The sequence below is a fragment of the Ignavibacteriota bacterium genome, assembly GCA_016212665.1.
Taxonomy (GTDB): domain Bacteria; phylum Bacteroidota; class Ignavibacteria; order UBA10030; family SZUA-254; genus FW602-bin19.
The window spans coordinates 1-23,026 of record JACREZ010000024.1; the positions used below are offsets into that span (position 1 = coordinate 1).

Sequence of the window (23,026 nt, forward strand, 5' to 3'; positions counted from 1 at the left end):
ATCAAACAAAAAACAATTTAACAATGTAAGCTGTGATGCATTTAAAACAGTGGCAGAAAAACCTATTTTATCTGATGACGTTCCACATGTTACTCGCTTACAAGATTGCTATCCCAATCCTTTTAACCCGGTAACCGTTATTAGTTATCAGCTATCCGAGGATGCTCATGTGAAACTCACAGTGATAGACGCTCTCGGAAGAGAAGTTGCAACTCTTGTTAACGAGATGGAATCTGCCGGATACAAGTCAATTGAGTTTGACGCTTCTTCACTTCCAAGCGGCGTCTATTTCTACCGACTCACTGCCGGTACGTTCACCGATATGAAGAAGATGCTTCTCGCGAAGTAGTTCATTGGTTGATTGGTTAATTCGTTAATTAGTCTATGACTCGTAGAGTGATTAGTGGATTGGTGAGGAGTTCAAATGTGGGATATGCGATGTGGAAAAATCATATCGCATATCTTTTACCCGCTCAAAGAGTCGTAAACCTGTGGCGGGCAGACATCTCACAACAAAAAATATATAAACGTAAATCCGAAATTGACAATCCGAAATCCGAAATCAAAAAAAGAAAGGAGGTGAAAAAATATGGCAGCGAAAAACTATTATCCAAACGTTGACCCGAGAGTGTTGCTCTGGTTGGAAAACTTCAATACGAAGTTACCCAACTACGCCGCAACACTGAATCTTTCGGGCGCGCAACTTGCACAGGTGCAAACGCACTTCGAGACAATCAAACAACGATTGAGCGAAGTCGAGGCGGCAAAAAGCACGCTGAAGTCTCTTGTTGCAAGCAAAGAACAAGCGATGGAAGATGCGGAAGCGTTCATTCGTAACCTTGTTGCAACGGTGAAGTTACATCAGAACTTCACACAGGCAATAGGGGAAGACCTGAACGTCTTCGGCAGCGCAACTCAGGATGAAGCAACATTGATTGCAAACGCAAAGCCGGTGTTTCTGGCATTCGTGCGAGCAACGATGGTTCGTCTTGAATGGGTAAAGGGCGATTATCACGGGATTCGTTTCGAGTGCAAACGCGGGAACGAAACCACGTTCTCGCTCCTCGATAAGGATGACCGTTCGCCCTGCGACGACATGCGACCAAACCTTGTCGCAGGTGTTCCGGAAGTTCGTATCTACCGTGCAATCTATTTGTACAATGGAGTGCCGGTCGGCGACTGGTCGGAAAAAGTACGCGTAACGGCGATGATATAATCCTCGTCCACGATGTCGGGAAGAAATTCCCGACATCACATTTAAGTTTGGTAGGACAGGCATTCCTGCCTGTCAGATTTATGCAAGAAACGATTTCGACAGACAAGAATGTCTGTCCTACCATCGTTTCTACCTTCTGAGACATCCCTATTTGATTTTTATAAGACTTTGCAAAACCCTACGATGCCGTCACCCTGAACTTGTTTCAGGGTCAATCAGCGCTTGTTTAGATGCCGAAACAAGTTCGGCATGACGTAATTGGAGGTAATGCAAAGCCTTCATCTCATATATTTTATATGTAGCGACGAAGTGCAATTCTCCCCTCTATCGAACAAAGTAAGAAAATCCGTTTATTTTTAAACTGCTCAAATTCGACCGTTTTCCAATGTAATATTGAATATTACACGTGTAACACTCAATATTACACAAGTAACGGGGAATGTAACACAAGTAACGGGGAATGTAGCACGAGTTACAGGGGATGTAGCACAAGGTACGGGGGATGTAGCACAAGGTACGGGGAATGTAGCACGAGTTACAGGGAATGTAACACAAGGTACGGGGAATGTAGCACGAGTAACGGGGAATGTAGCACGAGTAACGGGGGATGTAGCACAAGTAACGTCTGAAGTAACACGAGAAAATCCGACAATCGAAAATGAAAAAATCGTCAATGGAACGTGGGTAGCGCTAACGGGAATCGAACCCGTATTTCAGCCTTGAGAGGGCCGCGTCCTGAACCGTTAGACGATAGCGCCATCAAATTGCGAAATGCGAATTGCCAATCTCGAATGGAAAAATTCGCAATTGGCAATTCGAAATCCGAAATGAAAGGGGCTGCCTCGCAAGGACTCGAACCTTGACTACCATGATCCAGAGTCATGTGTGTTACCAATTACACCACGAGGCAATGTAAAAGCGGTACAAATATAGCCAAACTTGCTTTGACTTGCAAAGCCATATTTTCGCTTGCTATGGCTGATTTCGGAGTGATTGTATCCTTATCTTCAGTTTTTCGATTCTTGTCCTTGCTTGTTCACTGATGTTTTGCATTAATTCAACCTGCCCGAGTACGGAAAGTGATTGTGCCTGTTCATCAAGTTTGAAATAACTCTCCGCGAGCGCAACAAGGATGGGAACATCGGTCAGAAAAGAATCGTTGATTTGCCGGAACAGCGTCAGGCATCTCTGCCGGTTTTCCTTGTTGATAAGCATAGCAAGTCGTTCAATGCCCATTGTTGCAAACTCGGGAGATTTTCCTTTGATGTTTTGGTTGAGCATTGTTTCAAGCAGGTCAAATTCCCGAACTGTATTCCCCATACGACTTGCAAAGTAGGCAGAGTAATAGTAGGCTTGCGGCGAGTTTTCGAATTCAATTTCTTTTTGAATGGCTTCAACTGCTTGGGCTGTATCGCCGAGTTCGAACGAAGAAACTGCAAGTAGTAAATATGTTTTGGGAGCGTATGGATAGTCCTGAATCAGGCGCAATGCATGTGTTCGTGCTTCTTCGTATTGAAATTGTTTCAAACAACTTGCGGCGATAAAATATCTCGCGAGGTAATGAGTCGAATCAAATGATAATGCTGTTTTGAATTTTTCTTTTGCGTTTCGCTCATCTTTGTTCCATGTGAAAATATTTCCTTCGAGAATCGTTCGTTCTGTTTTATATTCTGAAATTGCTTTGGGGAGTAACCACCAAAACGAAAAGAAGAGAACGAGAACGGGAAGCCACCGGAATTTTGAAATCATAGCAGGGAATTGAATCGTACGATGAAACAGTGGTGATGCAACATGTCCGTTGGAGAATCCAAGGATCATCCAAAATCCGACAGCGACTGGGATGGTGCGGAGATTCAAACTGAATACATTATCAAGGAGAATGGAAATGATTGCACAAAAGAATCCAATCATTAGCGTTCGTTTCGGATTCGAGATGTCGCTTGCCTGTTTCAATGTTTGCACGGCGAACACAATGATAACGAGCAAAAATGCACTCAATCCAACAATGCCGGTCTCGGAAAGAATTTCAAGAAATTCGTTGTGTGCGTGCGGAACAATATCTTCCGATTGATACATCCAATAATCAGGGGCGCGAAATTTCGGAAGGAAGAGGACGAAGTTTCCTATACCATGTCCGAATATGGGTGAAGCAAGAAATGCTTTCCACGCTCCCTCATAAAAATAGAGTCGCCGCGCGGAGGAGGATTGCGGGGTAAGTTCAAACATACTTCCGATTCTGTTCTGAATCATCTCGGGAAACAGAACATATCCGACGATAACAGAGACCAAAAGTACTCCCATTCCGAGCAACCGTTGTCTCCGTGATTTGAAGTTCAAGAAAACAAATACCGTAATTCCCGCAAGTCCTGCGAACCACGCGCTTCTTGATTCAGTTTTCATGAGTAAGAATAACGCAGTCAGAAACAAGAGTGATAATGTAATTTGGACAGCAGTCGGGTTTTTATGTTTCAGCATCAACCCGAAAAAAATAGGAATGAGAAAAACCAGAAAGCCCGCGAAGTAGGTTGCGTTCCCAAGCGTGGAAAGAACTTTCCTGCCGGAACTTAATACCATAATTCTTTCCGGGATAAGTTGAAACGCCTGAAGACAACCGATGGCGAATGTTATGAGTATAACGACAAACAGACCCTTGAAGATAAAACCAAGTTCGGTTTCAGACGTCGCGATAAACGATGAGGAGAGAAAGACAATAAACAAACAGAGTTGCACCAAGAATGCATCATAACCAAGTTTTGTATTATATACGTTCAGCAAAGAAACCGCCGACGTCACCACTAAGAAAAAACCGGCAAGGGTAAGCAGGTGAAGTTTGAACTCGATTCGTTCCTGCGACAAGAGCCAATGCAATAATATCGTCAGCAAAAGAACACTGAATCCGATGAGGATGTACGGCTTGAACAATGTACTGTTATTCACATCAGGGATAATGACGAGGGTTGTTCCGGCAAATAACAAAACGAGCATCCATGAAATTGCTCGTGAGTGAATATTCTTCGCTTGGCTCTGTTCGTTTTTTCGTTTCATGATTAATAAATGATTGCTGAAAGTGAGAGTTTTTTTTGTAATAATCAAATCTCCCCTGCTTTGTTTCCCGCTTTCGTTCTTTGTATATTTTTCCCGCACCACGTTGTGCAACCTCAGAATGTACTTCATGAGGCAAGTCCGATACTTATTACATCAATACTTATTGATGATGATAGTGATTGGATTTTTTTACAACTATGCTTTTTGACTTTACTTATCAATGAAACCTGAAACCTCAATAACTGAACAAGAAACGAAACAATTCGAACTTCCTACGCGACTCCCCATCCTCACGTTACGGGATGTGGTGGTATTCCCTCATATGATTTTCCCCGTACTCGTCGGGCGGGAATCTTCTTTGCGCGCAACGTACGCGGCGATGGAACGTGACCGTCACATCTTCCTCGTAGCGCAAAAAAACCCGTCAATAGATGAACCGACAGAGAACGACCTGTACAAAGAGGGAACGATTGCGAAGATTACTCAAACACTGAAACTACCCAACGGGTTAGTAAAGATCGTTGTTGATGGAATTTCACTGGCAACCATTACCTCGTTTGTACCGAACACAAATTTTCTGGAAGTGGATGTGAACATCATCGAGGAGGATACTGAAATCACTGATGAAATTCTTGCTCTCATGCGCCGCGTTTCTGCATTGTTTGCCGAGTATATTCCCATCAGCAGAAATATCCCGCCGGAAATTTTTGCCGCTCTGGAAAACATCAAGGAACCGCGACGACGTTTGTTTTATATTGCCGCGAATGTTCAACAAGCGGTTGAAGTCAAACAGCAGATTCTTCAGAAGCGGACGTTGCGCGACCAATACTTTGAACTGATTCGTATCCTCACTTCCGAAAATGATTTGTTGAAAATCGAAAAAGAAATTGATGCGAAAGTTCATGAAGGGATTCAGAAATCTCAACGGAAGTTTTTAGTGCAGGAACAAATCCGTGTTCTTCAGGATGAACTGGAAGACGATGAAACATCATCTCCCGAACTCATAAAACTCAAACAGCAAATCGAAGAAGCGAAAATGCCGAAGGAAGTCCATGAGAAAGCGATGGAAGAACTTGTCAAACTTCGGAAGACTCCCTCCGCCTCACCGGAGTTCAGCGTCAACCGGAATTACATTGATTGGCTTCTCTCGATGCCATGGAATGTGAAGACCGAAGACAATCTCGACATTAATCACGTTCAATCAATTTTGGATGAAGACCATTTCGGATTGGAAAAACCGAAGGAACGCATTCTCGAACATATTGCTGTACTGAATCTTGTCAAAGAAATGAAAGGACAAATTCTTTGTCTCGTTGGTCCGCCCGGAGTTGGAAAAACTTCGCTCGGGAAATCTATCGCGCGGGCAATCGGGAGAAAATTTGTTCGCATCTCGCTTGGCGGCGTTCGGGATGAAGCGGAAGTGCGTGGCCATCGCCGGACATACATCGGTGCGCTTCCGGGAAAAATCATTCAATCAATGAAGAAAGCAGGAACAATAAATCCCGTTATTCTCATGGACGAGATTGATAAAATGAGCATGGATTTCCGCGGAGACCCATCATCGGCACTGCTGGAAGTTCTCGACCCGGAACAGAATGTTTCGTTCAATGACCATTATTTAGAAGTGGATTATGACCTTTCGCATGTCATGTTCATTACGACTGCAAATGTACGCTATCAGATTCCGCTTCCGTTGCAGGATAGAATGGAAATTATTGAACTTCCCGGCTACCTCGAATATGACAAAAAAGAGATTGCCAAACGGCACATTCTTCCCAAGCAGTTGCTTGAACATGGATTGAAAAAAGAGAATGTGAAATTTACCGATGGTTCATTGATAAAAATTATTCGCGAATACACGCGGGAAGCAGGCGTGCGAAATCTTGAACGGGAAATTGCTTCTGTCTGCCGAAAGGTTGCAAAAGATATTGTCGTCAATAAGATGCACAACGGAAGCGTTATTAAAGTTGATGAGAAAAAAGTTGAATCGTGTCTCGGTGTACCGAAGTTCCGCGAGAAGAAAAATGTGAAGGTACGAAAAATCGGTTCGGTGGTCGGTCTTGCATGGACGAGTGTCGGCGGAGATATTCTTAGCGTTGATGCAACGATTATGACCGGCACGGAAAAACTCACACTCACCGGTCAACTTGGCGATGTGATGAAAGAGTCTGCTCAGGCAGCTCTCAGTTACATTCGCTCCAATGCTGAGGAGTTTAAGGTCGCACCGACATTTTTCGAGAAAAAAGAAATTCATATTCACTTACCCGAAGGTTCGATTCCGAAAGACGGACCTTCTGCCGGAATTACGATGGCGATGGCGATTCTTTCTGCCGCAGCAAACAAACCTGCGCGGAACGATATTGCAATGACCGGAGAAATTACGCTACGCGGAAATGTTCTTGCCATCGGCGGTTTGAATGAAAAATTGATTGCCGCACAACGAAACGGAATCAAAACTGTTCTTATTCCCAAAGACAACGAGAAGGATTTGACGGAGATTCAGGAAAAAGTAAAACACGGATTGAACATCATCGGTATCGAAAAAGTCGCCGATGCGATTCCGTATCTGTTTGGCTCGAAGAAATAGATGAGTCAACCGCACGAATATTGGATGCAACAAGCGTTGCGCGAAGCGGAGAATGCGCTCTCACGCAACGAAGTTCCTGTAGGCGCTGTGGTGGTTCACGAAGGAATCATCATCGGCAAAGGTTCGAATCAAACGGAAATGTTGCAAGACCCGACTGCGCATGCCGAGATTATCGCCATTACTGCGGCGGCAAGTTACTTAGAAAATAAGTGGTTGGAGAATTGCACACTCTACGTTACGCTTGAACCTTGCACGATGTGTGCCGGCGCGATTGTCCTTGCGAGAATTCCTTTCCTCATCTTCGGCGCATACGACCCGAAAGCCGGGGCGTGCTCATCTCTCTATACAATTACCAACGACCCGCGTTTAAATCATCGCGTACCGACGAAGGGCGGCGTGCTCGAAGAAAAGTGTTCGGGGATTCTAAGGGAATTTTTTCTAAAGAAAAGAACAGTGTAAAGGTGGACTCCACCTGCAGGTGGAGCCCACCTCTCAATATCTATTCCGCCGCCTGAAGTCTTTCCGCTCTGTCTGCAATCGTCAACTGTTCTATGACTTCGTCTAATTTCCCGTCAATTATTTCAGAGAGATTGTAGAGCGTCAAACCAATTCGATGGTCGGTCATCCGGTTTTGCGGGAAGTTGTACGTCCGGATTTTATCGCTCCGGTCTCCGCTTTTGACCATTGAACGGCGTTGTGCTGAAATCTCCGCTGTCTGTTCATTCAACTTTTTCTCGTACAACTTTGAGCGAAGCATCTTCATTGCAAGTTCACGGTTTTTTAATTGCGAGCGTTCCTGCTGACACGCTACAACAATGCCGCTTGTTTTATGTGTGATGCGAACAGCCGTTTCAACTTTGTTTACGTTCTGTCCCCCCTTTCCCCCCGCCCGATATGTATCGAATTGTAAATCGGCAGGATTAATATCCACTTCCACATCTTCAACTTCCGGCAAAACTGCAACTGTTGCGGCAGAAGTGTGAACTCTTCCCTGTGCTTCCGTTTCCGGTACACGCTGAACACGATGCACGCCGCTTTCAAATTTTAATGTTCCGAACGCATGCTTCCCGCGAATCGCAAACACCACTTCTTTGAACCCGCCAAGTCCTGTATCGTTCCAATCAAGTAGTTCCGCTTTCCATCCGGAACGCTCGGCAAAGCGAGTGTACATGCGGTACAAATCGGCGGCGAATAACGCGGCTTCCTCTCCGCCGGTTCCGCCCCGAATTTCCATGATGCAATCCTTGTCATCGTTCGGGTCTTTAGGAATGAGAAGCGCTTTCAATTCCTCTTCCATTGCGAAGAGTTTTGCTTCCGCTTCTTTCATTTCCGATTGAGCAAGGTCCCGCATCTCCACATCGTCGGATGAATCAACAATCTCACGCAAACCGGCAACATCCCCTCTCATTTTTTTGAATCGTTCATACGATTGCACAATGGGAGTGAGTTCGCTATGCTCTTTGCTCAGTTCGCGATAGCGGTCTTGATTATTTATGACCGACGGTTCGGAAAGTAATTGAGTAACTTCAGCGTAGCGTGCGGCTACTTGTTCTAATCTGTCAAACATTATGAGTTCGCCGCCACAAGTTCGTTTGCATGTTGAACATATGTTACTTGCTGACCGACATCCATTCCCAGCGCACACTTGATTGCCACCGCCGCAACTTCCAATTGACTCGCATCCGGTTCGTTGGTCGTGATACGTTGCATCCACAATCCCGGTGCAACAAGAAATTTTCCAAATGTTGTTTCACTTCGCTTTGCAGACCATCGAATAAATTCATACGAAACTCCACCGACTAAAGGAATGAGCGGAAGATGAGTCAAGATACGGACAAGAAGCGTCATCTTTCCAAGCCACATAATGAGCAATGTATCCAACACAGCGAACAGTAAAATGGCAACTAACATAACAATCAGAACGAAACTTGTTCCACACCGTGGATGAAACCGTGTGTATCGAACTGCGCTCTCTGATGTGAGCGGCGCTTTTTGTTCAAACGTAAAAACAAGTTTGTGTTCCGCTCCATGATATTGAAACAACCGCTTGACATCTTTCATCAACGCAATTGCCGACATGTATGCGATTAAAATTGTAATGCGGATTGCGCCCGCAGTAATGTTAAACCAAAACGCTTCCTGCTCGACATCAAATAATTTCGTTGTGATGAACAACGGACCGACGAAGAAAATCCCGATGCCGACTGCAAGTGAGAACAGCACCGTCAATGCAAGTTTCAGTTTTGATGCCGGTTCTTTCTTTTTTGCTTTCCCGTTTTTCTTTGATTGTTCTTCGGCGTCAGCATCCTGCATTGCAACTTCAGCCGAGAAGTTGAGTGTTTCAATTCCGACAAATAACATTTCGATAAGTCCTACAGCGCCGCGTAGGATTGGGAGTTTGAAAACCGGATACCGTTCACCGAGTGATTTATGCTCTTGAGATTTCACCACAATATCTCCGTTTGACCTGCGGACTGCGGTAGCGATTCGACCCGGCGCTCGCATCATCACTCCTTCAATAACTGCTTGCCCGCCCACGACAAGCGGGTTGTTCGGGTCATAATTGTACAAAGAACGGTCTGCTTCTGTTTTGATTTCTTCTTGATTTTGCATTGGTTTGGAATGATTTCCTTAATTTCGAGGAACAATATACTTAAAAATTCCGAATTGCTTCTTTCAGCATAGTATTGGCTGTTCAGGGAGATTGAGAACCATAAAAGTGTTCAGCGCGCCATAATAATTCTTCCTTATAATTGACAGTTTCTTAATATTTTTCTATTTTCATGCGGTACGTAAATAATGTATCATTGAGAACACGGGAGACAGGGTAGCAACTATCAGAGCTACTGAGCGCATCATGAATTGAATTGATGTAGTACGTTCTTTTCTTCAAACAGAAATAAATCATTCATTTAATCATCTGTACCGAGATAATTAGTTCTGATTTCATCAAATCTTAACATTGTGTTTGTATCATTCATCAGAAGAATGATAGGCATTCTGATATTTTTTATCTGCTCTGAAGAAGTGTGTCTTTCACAACGTTATGAGTTTGATGACCCGACCAGATGGATTCACTTCACAACCGAATCGGGATTGCCTTCGAATGATGTGGCTCAGATTTTTGAAGGTTCGAATGGAACGATGTGGAGTTCGACTCCTCATGGGATATCATGGTTCGACGGGTTTGAATGGCGCCCTATTCTGAGCGATAGTCCGGATAATCAATTACCTCCGGGGGGAATTCTCGGTGAAATAAAAGATAGCCTACTCGTTCACGGGTCAGATGGTTCCCTTTACATCGGCAATCGAGTATTCAGAAAACTACCTGTTGAGAATGTAGATGATGTTGCACTTCTCCATGACAGTCTAATTATTGTTCGTAAACAAGAACAACTATGGCAATTCAAAAACAATCACTTGAGTCTTTATCATCATCCGGATAAATCATTTCCGTCAAGAGTATTTCTTCTCATCCCTGTTAGAAAAGGGACTGCTTTTCTTGATGCAACATCGGGATTATGCCGATTCACGAAACATTCCATAACATTCATGTTCAACAATTCACGTGATCGTGTAGGGTTGAATTTCATACAAGAAAACAAGAGTGGGAACGGCATCATTTCTATAAAACAGCCGTCAATTTCCAGAGGTGTCTGGTCGTGGGATTCGAGCGGTAACCTCAAACAAGAAAAAACTGAAGGGAAAGATGCTGTTGTTGCAGTTGGGATTGGAGAGAATAATGAACGATTTGTAGTTTATAAATCCGGTCTTGTTCGGCGCTCCGTTTCCGGAAACTGGGAGACTGTGTATGAAGACCCAAAGCTTCGTAAAACAAATTCCATGTTCATAGGGTCGGATGGTGATGTGTGGTTCGCGACGAGCGACGGAATCTATGTCTATCGCCAATATTTTTCAAGATGGAAATATTGGAAACGCCCTCCTCCTGATTTTAAAAATACGACCAATGAAATTCTCAGAACAAGAGACGGAAAAATCTGGGTTGCAACTGCAAACGGAATTGACATCCACGATGAACATGAAAATATTCAGACGATAGAAAAAATTAATGGTGAACCGTTATTTGTTGTTACGGGACTTGCACAAGATAGTAGCGGTAATGTCTGGATTTCAAGCGGCTCCTCATTTATGGGAACGTACCGTTGGGATGGTAGAAAATGGGAATATTTTAATCCTTGGGATTCATCAGAGCAAGTCTGGATTCATAAAATTGTGGTGGATGCCCGGAAACGTATTTGGTTTCTTGGACTTGGAAAATATTCTCCAAGACATGGAACAAAACAGCCCGGTGCGTACATGTATGAACATGGACGGTTCACCCATTATGGAGAACAAGACGGTTTGCTCAGCGGGAGAGTGTATTCATTTGCGTATGCCCCCGACAGTTCTGTTTGGTTCGGAACATATAAGGGAATTACTCATCTGAAAAATGGAAATTGGAAACATTGGACAACAAAGGAGTTGAATGTTAGCAGAGTCTTCACCATTGCGCTTAGTAGAAGTGGTTGCCTGTGGTACGGCGATAATGATTTTATTGCAAACGGTCTTGGTTGTATCACGCCCGATGGAACAATGAAGCAATATACAATTGACGATGGATTGTTAAACAACAACATCTGGGATATTGAAATAGATAGACACGAAAATATTTGGATTTCAACCCAAAGCGGAATTAGTTGTTTTAGTAATGAGTCGTTTATTAATTATGATGAACACTCCGGTCTGAAATCTTCCGGCGGAAATTGGCCCATCCTTCCGTTAGAGGATAATGTTTATGTAGGAACAACAGGCGAAGGAGTTGCTATCTTGAAAAGGAATGTGGAGATGACTCCTCCGCCAAGAATCATTTTCGATTCTCCAATCATTGAAGAGCATAGCGCGTTGGTACGATGGAAAGCGCTGGCATTTTTTGGTGAGTTATCTCCCGAAGACATCCCGACAAGATACAGACTGAATCATGGAACATGGTCGGCGTGGTCGAAGACTCATGAAGTAACATTGAAAGGATTGGAACATGGAGAATATATCATTCAGGTACAATCAAAAGGATTGTTGGGGGCGGTAAATACCGAGGGAAACCTTGCAACATTTACCATTGCACCGCCGGTGTATCTTCGTCCGATATTTTATTATCCTGCCGGAGCGACATTTATCCTTGTAAGCGTTTTACTCTTCATGCTTCAGTTTAGTAAAATTCGCAGGCGAAAAGAACTTGCAGTGAGTGAAGAAAAGTTTCGCGCTGTTGCAACAAACACTGCCTCTGCAATTCTCGTATTTGAAGAAAAACGATTTCTCTTTGCCAATCATTCAGCCGAAACAATGACAGAATTTACCCACGGCGAGTTGATGAATAAATCATTTTGGGAGATTATCCATCCGGAAATGTTGGATGAAATCGAAGAGTTTATGAAGAAATGGCTTACAGAAACTTCCGTGCCGAGACGGTTCGAGTGCAAGATTCTTACGAAGAACTACAAGACGAAATGGCTTGATGTCACTGCGGCGAGAATACGATTTATGAATACGGTCGCGGTTATTGTTTCCGCATTTGATATTACAGAAAAGAAAAAAGCAGAAGAGTCATTAAGAGAAAGCGAAGAACGGTATCGCATTATCACCGAACTCGTCGCAGATTATGCCTACTTAGACCGCATTGAAGAAGACGGAACACTCACAGTTCTGTGGATTACTGAATCATTATACCGTTTGACCGGTTATACCGTGGAAGAGATGAAAGCGCCAGGTTTCTTTCAACACTATGTTCACCCGGATGATATTGAAGAGGCTCTCATGTATATGCAAAAATTGTTGACTGGTGAATCGGTCAGTCATGATGTCCGAGTCCGGAAGAAAGACGGAACCGTGATTTGGGTACATAACGAATCCCGACCGATTTGGAACGACACCCACACCCGCGTTGCATTTATTTATGGAGCGGCACACGATATCACACAGCGGAAATTAGACGAAGAACAAAAGAGAGCGCTCACCTCCGAACTTATTCAAACGGAGGAACGTGAACGCCGGCGCATGGCTGTGTATCTGCATGATATCATCGGTCATCATCTCGCCGAAGGGAAATTACGGCTTCGGGAAATAATGAAATCAGAGATTTCCGATGGATTTACAAAACAGTTAGAGGAACTCAGGCACAATCTTGATAACGCTATCAAAGATTCCCGCGCACTGACATTCGAGTTAAGTCCTCCTGCGTTGCAGGATGTCAGTTTCGACCTTGCAGTAAAATTTCTTGCAGAACAATTGATGTCGAAGCACAACATCAATCTTCGAATCGAACACGACGAACAGAGCATTTCTCTTGAACCCCAAATGAAAGTGCTCTTGTACTATGCAATCAGAGAGTTATTCTTCAATGTAATCAAACATGCACATGCTACTGAAGTAAAATTGTGTATGTCGCGAAACGAAACAGAGTTTCGGATTACTATTGAAGATAACGGAACCGGGTTCGATGTACAGGAAGCGCTGACACGTACAAAAGGAGATTCCGGCTTTGGACTGAAAAACGTGTATGAACGGATGGAACACATCGGAGCGAAATTTGATATCATCTCCGCTCCGTTGAAAGGAACCAGGGTTATCATCGCCGTTCCGATGAAAAGAAAAAGAAGTGAAACATAAACCAATGCGTGATTATGAGTGTGGTATTTCCAAGACAGTACTAACCCCATGCTTCAGCATGGGGAGAAACAACGAAAAAGAAGTATGGCTTCAGCCATGAATATGCATAAATAATTGGATTGAAAATCATGGCTAAAGCCAATCACAAATAGGACAACCACCCCACGATAAATCGTGGGGTTACTAATGTTTGTGTTGTGCTGAAATCTGTGAACTGACACTGTACCCGCCCAAGGCGGATAAGAAACATAAATTTAGAAACTTAAAACCGAAACCCTAACACCTTACACCTATCACCTGAAAAAGAAACATCTATGTCCACACGAATCATCCTCGCCGATGACCACAACATCCTCAGAGAAGGATTGAAAAAAATTATTGAACATGAGTTGAAGTTGGATGTTGTTGCTCAGGCATCCGAAGGAAGAACAACCATTGAACTTGTACGACTCCATCATCCTGATATTGTCATCATAGATATTGGTATGCCCGGGCTGAATGGAATCGAAGCGACGAGAACCATCAAACACGAATTCCCTGAAGTGAAGGTGATTGCTCTCTCTATGCACACCGAACGAAACATCGTTGCCGATATGTTGAGCGCAGGCGCATCCGCCTACCTTCTCAAAGACTCCGCTCCGGATGAACTCGGACAAGCAATTACCATCGTTCTGAAAAATAAAAAATATATCAGCCCGGATATTGCCGGTTTGGTCGTTGACGATTTTGTTCAACACCGGGATAAAAGCAAATCGAAACTTGCGGTTGACTTAACTCATAAGGAGCGGGAAGTACTTCAACTTCTTGCCGAAGGAAAATCCATAAAAGAAATTGCAGGCACGTTGTTCGTCAGTACGACGACGATTGAAACACACAAACAACATATCATGGAGAAACTTAATCTATACAGCATCGCTGAACTTACGAAGTTTGCAATTCGCGAAGGAATTACTGATTTGTGATTCGTTAATTAGTTAATTGGTGAATGGTGATTGGTGAGTTGTTAGTAGAGGGCTTTACAAAACCCTACTACTCCGTCACCCTGAACTTGTTTCAGGGTCTATCGGCGCTTGATTAGATGCCGAAACAAGTTCGGCATGACGAATAGGAGGTAATGCAAAGCCTTCTAGTAGTGGATACCCAAGTATTGCATTACTCCTCCCCTCCTCCCCTTCACTTCTCCACCACTCCATCACTCCATTTCTCCATTCACTTCACCCCAGCGCTCTCTACGAGCCGTTGGCCACGCCCTAGCGCTCTACACCTTAACACCTAAGACTTAACACCTAAAACCTAAAACCTTTCACCTACAACCTGACGAGAGGAAAAAATCATGAATTTCCAACCCCAAAATCATGGAATTCATGATTGATACCTGATGTGCTATCGGTTATCTTATTGCCGATGATAATACCACCGATTATGCAATCAGAATTAAAAGGCAAACTCATTTATCCAGACCCGATGAAACCGGCGGGACTTGAGTTTGAACTACCGGAAGATGCAACTGTAACAATCGAACTATTCAATGAATCAGGAGCATCGGTACAGACAGTGTTTAACCAAGCACCGATGAAAGCGGGAAAACAATTGCTCCAATTCAACAAGTTCGGTTTGAAGGATGGCGAATACCTACTTCGTGTTATTGCCACCATCAATGGAAATGAAAACAGGATGACGAAGAAGATTTATATAAAAGAATCATGAATGCATCGCACCTGAAAATATTCTTCTTCGTTAAGTGCAACTATGGTACGAAAGGCAATAATCCATGGGTCTTAGCGTGCGAAGAGGGCGGGTTTGCTTACAATCTATGGGTCTTAGCGTGCGAAGAGGGCGGGTTTGCTTACAATCCATGGGTCTTAGCATGCGAAGAGGGCGGGTTTACTTACAATCCATGGGTCTTAGCATGCGAAGAGGGCGAGTTTGCTTACAATCTATGGGTCTTCGCATACAAATACAGCCAGAAACAAACGAAATTAAGCATGTATAATTCAAATAATTACAAATTCAATTATAACGAGGTCATTTATGCCATATAGACAACTACCGAATACTGATGCCGGACGATTATCGGCATTTCAGAATGCGAAACAAAAGGTAGAGAATACTCCATCGAATTCGTTGGCTCTTGGAGCAGAATCGGTCAATAATTTAAATTCTACCTTACCGCAGTTTGAAGAAGCGATGGAAAGCCGTGGCACGGCGCTTCAGGCGCAGGCAGATGCCACCGTCGAAGCAGAGAAAGCCGGAGCAATATTGAAAATGTATATCTCGCACTTTTTTCAGGTCTTCAACCTTGGGGTAGAGCGCGGTAAGTTTAGCCCGGGGGCGCGTGCCTTTTACACGCTTGATGTTTCACAAGCATCTCTCCCGGCACTCAACTCCGATTCAGACTTGCTGATGTGGGGAAATAATATTGTTACCGGCGACGAGCGACGAAAGGATGCCAGCGGAGTGGAGATGACCAATCCGAGTCCGGCTGAAGTCGAAACCGCATACAACGAATTTATTGCAAAGACAAATACCCAGTCGCAATTGAAGGACAATTATGATAAGGCGCAGGAAACAGTTGCCGCCATGCGGGAACAGGTTGATGCGATTATCAAAGATATTTGGGATGAAGTCGAATACAAATTCCGGAAAGACGAACCCTCCTCGCTCCGGCGCAAAGCGAGAGAGTATGGCGTCGTGTACATAACACGACCGGAAGAAGAGCCGGAAGATGGAGAACAACCTCCAACGCCGGAACCGCCGCCGAATCCATAAAAATAATGTAGAGGCTGTCCGAATAGTCCTTCATCATTCGACATTCATTGTTCGACATTTGAGATGTGAGTAAATAATGAATATCGAATGACGAATTCTAAACTCCGAATTACTTTTTGGACAACCACTACAATAAAATTACCTCTCTCCTTTCATGAAATTTATGACACAAGGATTAGTATGGTTAGGGAAGAATACTGGTTTCTTCAAACTATGTGTTGTGAGTGGAATGGAGGAGAGAGAGTTAATCACGGCTGTTATGGAAATGACACACAAGTACAAATTACACTATTAACAAATAACAATAATCAACATCTCTAATAAACTAAAGGAGAAAACAATGAAACTATGTACTCTTATACTTTTGATTCTACTCGCGATGAACGTCGTGTATGCGGATAATTATGAATTCCGTGTGAACATGAGTGTGCAGGCGACGAAGGGAAAATTTAACCCGGCGACGGATATTGTCACCGTTCGCGGGCTGTTTAATGGATGGGGTTCTTCTGATACCCTTTTGGACGGGAACAGCGACCTCATCTATACAAAAACATTTTCATTAACACCCGGAGATAGCACCTACTTCAAGTTCGTGTATCATGATGCAAGCGCAGACTCTGTGATATGGGAAAACATAAACAATAGAATTTATGTTTATCCTTCGGGTGGCGGCGTGTATGAAGATTATTTTGAGAGGGATAGTGTTCTTCCTCCCCCGACCTATTGGCAACAGACAAGCCAATCCATTGATAGCCGCGTTTATGCTCTAATAAATGTAGAATCAGATTCAACAACCATAATACTTGCAGGTACCGAGGTCGGCATCTATCGTTCTACAAATTTGGGAGATTCGTGGGTTCCTTCAGGGTTAACATCAATTAGAATTGCTTCTTTGGAAAAAGATAGTAATGGTACAATTTATGCGGGGACAGGAAATACCGGAATCTATAAAAGCACAGACAAAGGTGTGACGTGGACATTCACAGGATTAACTGGTTTAGGTGTCAACATTTTATTTAGTCCCTCCGGTGGGAATATTTTCGCCGGTACTGAAGGAAATGGTATCTATATATCTTCTGATTCTGGAAGTACTTGGTCACAATTGAACAATGGGTTAGGATACTACCAGATATATGGTATTACAGCGGATGTATATGGACGACCATTATTCGGGACATATGGCGGTGGTATCTATTCATTTAACAATCCATTTAATGATACCCTATATCAGCATAATACAGGTTTGACTAATCTCAACATCTTAGGATTAACCAAGAATGCCAACGGCTATATATTTGCAGCAACATACGGTGGAGGAATTTACAGATCGAAGGATAATGGAAATACATGGGCACCCGTAGATTCCGGGATAACAGACACACAATTCAGAACGGTACATGCTGAAGGTGGATATATATATGCCGGCTCCTTTAGCGGCAAAACATATCTTTCAACAAACGATGGCGATGCATGGACACAGCTTACTCCGGTTCTTCCTTCGGTCGTACGATCATTTACATTTACAGCAACCGGGATAGGTTTTGTCTCTACACATAGTAATGGCGTCTGGTCTACAAATGACCCAAGTTGGGATTACTTTCAAATTTGTTCATCAGCGAATGGATGGGGTGGAACTATCACACCGATGGGTGGTTTAGTACAACAAGGAAATAATCTAACATTTACAATTACCCCTTACGAAGGTTATCGTATAACAAACTTTAAAGTAGGGAGAGGAACTGAACAGGATCCCTGCTCATTTATAGATTATGAGATTGTTTCATTATGTAATAGTATAACACCGATGTCATATACAGTTACTGATGTCCAGAGTAATATACATATTACGGTAGATTTTGAACTAGATCCCACACCAATGTTTCAATGGCTTGGAGGCACTGGTAATATATTTAGTAATGCTTTTGATGTGAGCGACGATGGGCTTGTAGTTGGTACGATTCGGAAGGGCACAGATCCCGTTTGTCACGCCTTTTATTGGAACGCAGAACACGGTCTCATTGACATGAGTTCCAGTCCAAGTGAGTATAGTGTTGCACGGAAAGTTTATGTTGAACAAGTAGCAATTAATGAAAGCAATTATGGACAACACGTGATTATTGTTGGTTCAAAAAATTCGGGAAACACGCGTCATGCATTCTTGTTTAAGACTGGTTGTGGTACAATTACCCCACCTAATGGAACCATGGTTGACCTTGAACCCTTAGATGAATACAGTAATAGTGATGCGTTTAGTGTTGTTGGAGGGGGAAACCATTGCAGAGTTGTGGGAAGTTCGTCGAACGGAGACTTTTACAAGGCTACAACTTGGGATTTCTCCTTTAACTCCATGTCTGTTTACGGAAAAAATGAAGCACATTCATCGCTCCAGAATAAAAGCATAACTTATGATGTTACGCAGCATCCAGGAGGATATTGGTATCCTACTACGGGGAATCAATTATATCCTGTAGTTTATGCTGGTGTTCAGAAGAAACCACAACACAGTGCTTTTTCGTTTGGGAAAAAGAATAATCTCTCGATAATTGATTGGACTCAAAACCATTCAAGTGTAGCATTCGGAATATTTCCAAACACTATAGATGCTGAATCGGGTCCATTTGTGGGATGGACACGTGGGTTATATAGTACTCCTTTCACATTTCCTCATGCTTTTGTGGGCATCAACGGTATAACTTATGATTTGCAAACTTCAAAGGGTAGTAGTGCTTTTGATGGAACAGTGCCAGCGAACGGCGACCCAATAGTTGTTGGTTATGACAATAACGGCTTTGGGAAAAAAGCATATCTATGGAGTTGGCCTATTAATGATTATCCCGACAATAGTCAAACTTCTACAAATTTGAATACGCTTGTTTCCGCAAACGATTTGAATAATGGATATTTAATTTCAGCTAATGCAATCTCACATAATGGGAAGTATATAGTTGGACAGGGTTATCATAACGGCAAGTATGAAGCTTTCATAATGAGAAGATGGTAATAATTACAATCCAAATCTATAGAACAATAATTAACATTAATTTTATAAAAGGTAATTACAATGAAACAGAATTTTAAACCTGATTGTCTATCCTTGGCGGAGATTTCAATTTTTTTAATTTTAATTCAACTTGCAATTTTTTTACCTGCGGAAGCTCAAATAACCTGGTTAGGGAATAGAATTGAAAACCCTGTAGGTATAACTGAGGATGGAAGTATCGTTGTCGGTTCGGGCATCTGTCTTATGCCTGAGATAATTCAAGACTCATCACTACCACCACCTATTCAGATATTTGAAACTATGGGTACAATAACACGTGCAAATGTCTGGAATAATGGTGTGGTTACATCACTTGGTTCGCTTGGAGGTTTAGAAAGTGAAGTAATGGGCATTTCTGAAGACGGTCAGATCGTCATTGGCTATTCAAGAAATAATGACGGATTAGAACGAGGATGCATCTGGTCAAATGGGACAATGGTTGAAATAGACTCAACTCGGGAAGGTTTATCGAAAGCTACAGGTATTTCATCGGATGGTTCAATCATTATTGGTTGGATGTTGGATGATAACGGCAAGACACTTGCATATCGCTACTCAAACGGATCATACTCTGAGCTTGGATCATCAGGAGGTGAACAGAGTATGGCAGTAAGCATCAGTATGGATGGTACAGTTATTATCGGGGACTATATAAAAATAGATGGAAAAACCAATGCATTCCGATGGACTTCAACCGGCGGGGCTGTTCTGCTCGATAGTTCAGTTAATGTTAATAGCCGCGCAGTAGGCATCAGTATGGATGGTACAGTTATTATCGGGGACTATCTAAAAATAGATGGAAAGACCCATGCATTCCGATGGACTTCAACTGGCGGGACTGTTCGGCTCGATAGTTCAGTTAATGATAATAGCCGCGCAGTAAGCATCAGTATGGATGGTACAGTTATTATCGGGGACTATCTAAAAATAGATGGAAAGACACATGCATTCCGTTGGACCCAAGCAGGCGGGATGGAAGACCTTAATGACGTTTATAACTGTTACTTAACCGGATCATCAGAATTACTATCATGCAATGCAATTACATCAAATGGTCGTTATATTGTCGGTACCGGATATAATGCTTCCTCCGGCCAATTAGAGGGATTTTTATTAGATACTGGTTTTCCTTCGTGTAAGAATCAACTCAGTTTTCAGGTAAGTAGTGGTTGGAACATCATCTCTGTTCCCGGTATTCCAGCTGACTCAAATTACAGCAAGAACGCTTTATTTCCAACAGCGTCATCTCCTGCATTTACTTTTTCAAATAGTAGTGGTTATATGGTTGAAAATACTTTACGCAACGGTGTCGGCTATTGGATGAAGTTCCCCTCTGCACAAACTATTTCGATAGAGGGTTGGAGGGGTCGAGATGAATCCCTTGCAGTAGCAACCGGATGGAACATGGTTGGTTCTATGAGTGAACGGTCGAGGGTGGAAAGTCTAACAACCGAGCCGCTCTCGATGACGACATCTTCATTTTTTGGCTACGACCGTGGTTACTATGTAACTGAATACATTGAGCCGGGGAAAGGATACTGGGTGAAAGCGGATACTGCGGGAATAATAATTTTGAATTCCGATAGCAGTGGTTTGGCATCAAAAAATAAAATAAGGATTCAACATACATCGGAGTTACCGCCTCCACCGCCTGAAGGCGATGGCAACCTCTCCGAAACCCGGAATGCAAAACCCGAATCCTTCGCACTTGAACAGGCATATCCGAATCCGTTCAATCCTGTAACCGTTATCGGTTATCAGTTAAAAGTGAAAAGTTATGTTACGCTCAAAGTAATTGACTTGCTGGGAAGAGAAGTTGCTGCACTCGTGGAAGGAATAGAGGATGCGGGAGTATTCAGAACCGAATGGAATGCGAGTGATGTTCCAAGTGGAATGTATTTCTACAGAATTTCCGCTCAAGGAGAAGATGGAACAACATGGAGCGATGTGAAGAAGTTTGTTCTTCTCAAATAATATCATTCTATATGTGCGACTCACTTTTCAACTTGTTCAATGAATGAAATTTGAGTGTTCATCAAAGATTCAAGAGGAAGTGAGTCGCACATGTATTTCTAGGAAGATGGAAGTTCGCACGGACATTAACAAGATTTTAATTCTCTCGTTAAGGATTACAGCCGGATGGACTTCCTTTTTTATTGAAACAGATATAACCCATAAATATAAGGCAATAACCTATGTACATATTTATACTTTTTCTCATCATCCCGTTTGCTCTTCTTTTCTGGGCGATCATGAAATACAATATCCTCGTCACCATGAAAAATCAGGTGGCGAATGCATGGAGTCAGATTGATATTCAGTTGAAACGCCGGCACGATTTAATTCCGAATCTTGTTAACACCGTGAAGGGATATATGGAGTTCGAACAAGATACATTGCGTCAAGTAATCCAAGCGCGCAATGCCGCCGCAAGTGCGAAAGGTGTTGCTGACTCTGCCGCGAAAGAGGGAGAACTGACGCAGTTACTCTCTCGTTTATTTGCTCTTGTTGAAAACTATCCCGACTTAAAAGCAAATGAAAATGTAAGAACGCTTATGGAGGAACTGACATCAACAGAAAATACCGTCTCATTCTCGCGACAATTCTATAATGACATCACGACAAAATTCAATACGTCTCAGCAAACATTTCCCGGAAATATCATCGCTGGAATGTTTAATTTCAGACTTGCTGAGTTGTTTGAACTGAAAGTCGCACAGGAACGGGAAGCGCCGATGGTGAATCTTTCGATGCGGAAATAACCTACATCTATTCAAAGTATTTCCATAATGAGCGTGTTGCCGAATGGTCATTGCGAGCACAGCGAAGCAATCTCACTATTGAAAGTAGAACGAAATGCGGGATTGCTTCGTCGCTTCGCTCCTCGCAAAGACACTTTTCGGTATTCGGCAACACGCTCATAATAGTGATTGAAATATCCTGGTGAAGATGGTAGAATGGAACAAGAGCAATTAGAAAACCGTGATGAAATTCGCGTAAACGAGCCATACGATTATGAAAAATTTACCGGGGAGTTACATGCCTCGTCACCGAATAATCGGTTCATAGTGCGGCGTCTGATAGGTGCGTTGCTTTTAGTCCCGGTATTTCTTCTCATCTTGCTAAATGTTTCGAAGCGCTCGACGTACGACTTGTATTGTGGCAATCATTTGGAACGAGCACTCAAAACAAACTCTGTTGAGACTGCAAGAAAAGAATTAGAGATTGTTGTGAACTATCTTGAAAAAAATCAAATAACAGAAGGTTCAACCTCAGTGATTTCATGGTTTCTGACTTTGTTTGGACTTCCTTCATTCGACCGGTCTGCTGATGTTGGATTTTGGTATCGGGAAGTTAAGGGATATTCGGATTCATTGAATGCTATGAAAAGAAAGTTACTCTACGAAGAGCAATATCTTATCCTTGATAAGATGAAGCAAAGAATGTGGATACATACTCGCAGAACAAAAAGGAGTCTTCCTTTTTTTAAAAGTGGATGGCATGCACGTGAGCCGGGGGGAATTTGGTTGTTTCCGTACAATGGAGCTTTTGTGCTTTGCTTGTTGCTTTCAATTGTTTCATTCCTGATAGGTCTGTATATCCTTTTCAAACATCTCGTGAAACCGCAAAGAGAACGGGAAAAGGAAATAGTAAAGAATATTCTCCAACGTTGGCGAGCATTACCAAGAAGATGATACGTCGTACA

15 protein-coding genes and 2 tRNA genes are annotated in these 23,026 nt (G+C 42.9%); 12 read left to right on the forward strand and 5 right to left on the reverse strand.

Going from position 1 to position 23,026, the window contains the following annotated elements:
• On the forward strand, positions 1-349 hold a 349-nt coding region (locus HY960_07735; protein MBI5215631.1), incomplete at its 5' end, for a T9SS type A sorting domain-containing protein.
• A gap of 240 nt (positions 350-589) precedes the next feature.
• Entirely contained in the window at positions 590-1,216 is a 627-nt protein-coding gene (locus HY960_07740; GenBank protein ID MBI5215632.1) for a hypothetical protein, read from the forward strand.
• A 685-nt stretch (positions 1,217-1,901) separates the two neighbouring features.
• Here HY960_07740 and HY960_07745 read toward each other — a convergent pair.
• From HY960_07745 to HY960_07755, 3 genes are all read right to left on the reverse strand, one after another.
• Positions 1,902-1,974 (reverse strand) — tRNA-Glu (locus HY960_07745).
• Between the two features lie 79 nt (positions 1,975-2,053).
• A tRNA-Gln gene (locus HY960_07750) sits at positions 2,054-2,126 on the reverse strand.
• Positions 2,127-2,188: 62 nt separating this feature from the next.
• Positions 2,189-4,390: an O-antigen ligase family protein gene (locus HY960_07755; GenBank protein ID MBI5215633.1), complete on the reverse strand. Its 2,202-nt coding sequence runs from the start codon at positions 4,388-4,390 to the stop codon at positions 2,189-2,191.
• Between the two features lie 91 nt (positions 4,391-4,481).
• Here HY960_07755 and lon point away from each other — a divergent pair, with 91 nt between their 5' ends.
• Both lon and HY960_07765 read left to right on the forward strand, forming a co-directional pair.
• Entirely contained in the window at positions 4,482-6,848 is a 2,367-nt protein-coding gene (gene lon / locus HY960_07760; GenBank protein MBI5215634.1) for an endopeptidase La, read from the forward strand.
• On the forward strand, positions 6,849-7,307 hold the full coding sequence (locus HY960_07765) for a nucleoside deaminase (GenBank protein MBI5215635.1): 459 nt from the start codon (positions 6,849-6,851) through the stop codon (positions 7,305-7,307).
• A gap of 40 nt (positions 7,308-7,347) precedes the next feature.
• On the opposite strand, the gene prfA is transcribed toward HY960_07765, so the two are convergent.
• On the reverse strand, positions 7,348-8,415 hold the full coding sequence (gene prfA, locus HY960_07770) for a peptide chain release factor 1 (GenBank protein MBI5215636.1): 1,068 nt from the start codon (positions 8,413-8,415) through the stop codon (positions 7,348-7,350).
• Entirely contained in the window at positions 8,415-9,461 is a 1,047-nt protein-coding gene (locus HY960_07775; GenBank protein ID MBI5215637.1) for a DUF1385 domain-containing protein, read from the reverse strand. Before HY960_07775 ends, prfA begins: the two co-directional genes overlap by 1 nt.
• Positions 9,462-9,836: 375 nt before the next feature.
• Between HY960_07775 and HY960_07780 the strand changes: the two genes are divergently transcribed.
• The 8 genes from HY960_07780 to HY960_07815 all read left to right on the forward strand — a co-directional run bounded on the left by HY960_07780 (position 9,837) and on the right by HY960_07815 (position 23,015).
• Complete coding sequence (locus tag HY960_07780; protein ID MBI5215638.1) at positions 9,837-13,511, forward strand: PAS domain S-box protein; 3,675 nt, start codon at positions 9,837-9,839, stop codon at positions 13,509-13,511.
• A gap of 314 nt (positions 13,512-13,825) precedes the next feature.
• Positions 13,826-14,473 (forward strand): response regulator transcription factor, encoded by a 648-nt coding sequence (locus HY960_07785; GenBank protein MBI5215639.1) that lies wholly within the window; start codon positions 13,826-13,828, stop codon positions 14,471-14,473.
• Between the two features lie 460 nt (positions 14,474-14,933).
• The gene (locus tag HY960_07790) at positions 14,934-15,218 is read left to right on the forward strand and encodes a hypothetical protein (protein MBI5215640.1); all 285 of its coding nucleotides are present in this window, start codon (positions 14,934-14,936) and stop codon (positions 15,216-15,218) included.
• Positions 15,219-15,542: 324 nt separating this feature from the next.
• A complete protein-coding gene (locus tag HY960_07795; GenBank protein MBI5215641.1) occupies positions 15,543-16,280 on the forward strand; it encodes a hypothetical protein in 738 nt (245 codons plus the stop codon).
• A gap of 340 nt (positions 16,281-16,620) precedes the next feature.
• On the forward strand, positions 16,621-19,281 hold the full coding sequence (locus tag HY960_07800; protein MBI5215642.1) for a hypothetical protein: 2,661 nt from the start codon (positions 16,621-16,623) through the stop codon (positions 19,279-19,281).
• 300 nt (positions 19,282-19,581) lie between these two features.
• On the forward strand, positions 19,582-21,294 hold the full coding sequence (locus HY960_07805; protein ID MBI5215643.1) for a T9SS type A sorting domain-containing protein: 1,713 nt from the start codon (positions 19,582-19,584) through the stop codon (positions 21,292-21,294).
• Positions 21,295-21,515: 221 nt separating this feature from the next.
• A complete protein-coding gene (locus tag HY960_07810) occupies positions 21,516-22,082 on the forward strand; it encodes a LemA family protein (GenBank protein ID MBI5215644.1) in 567 nt (188 codons plus the stop codon).
• Positions 22,083-22,250: 168 nt separating this feature from the next.
• Positions 22,251-23,015, forward strand: coding sequence for a hypothetical protein (locus HY960_07815; protein MBI5215645.1), 765 nt, complete (start codon positions 22,251-22,253; stop codon positions 23,013-23,015).
• Positions 23,016-23,026: the final 11 nt, after the last annotated feature.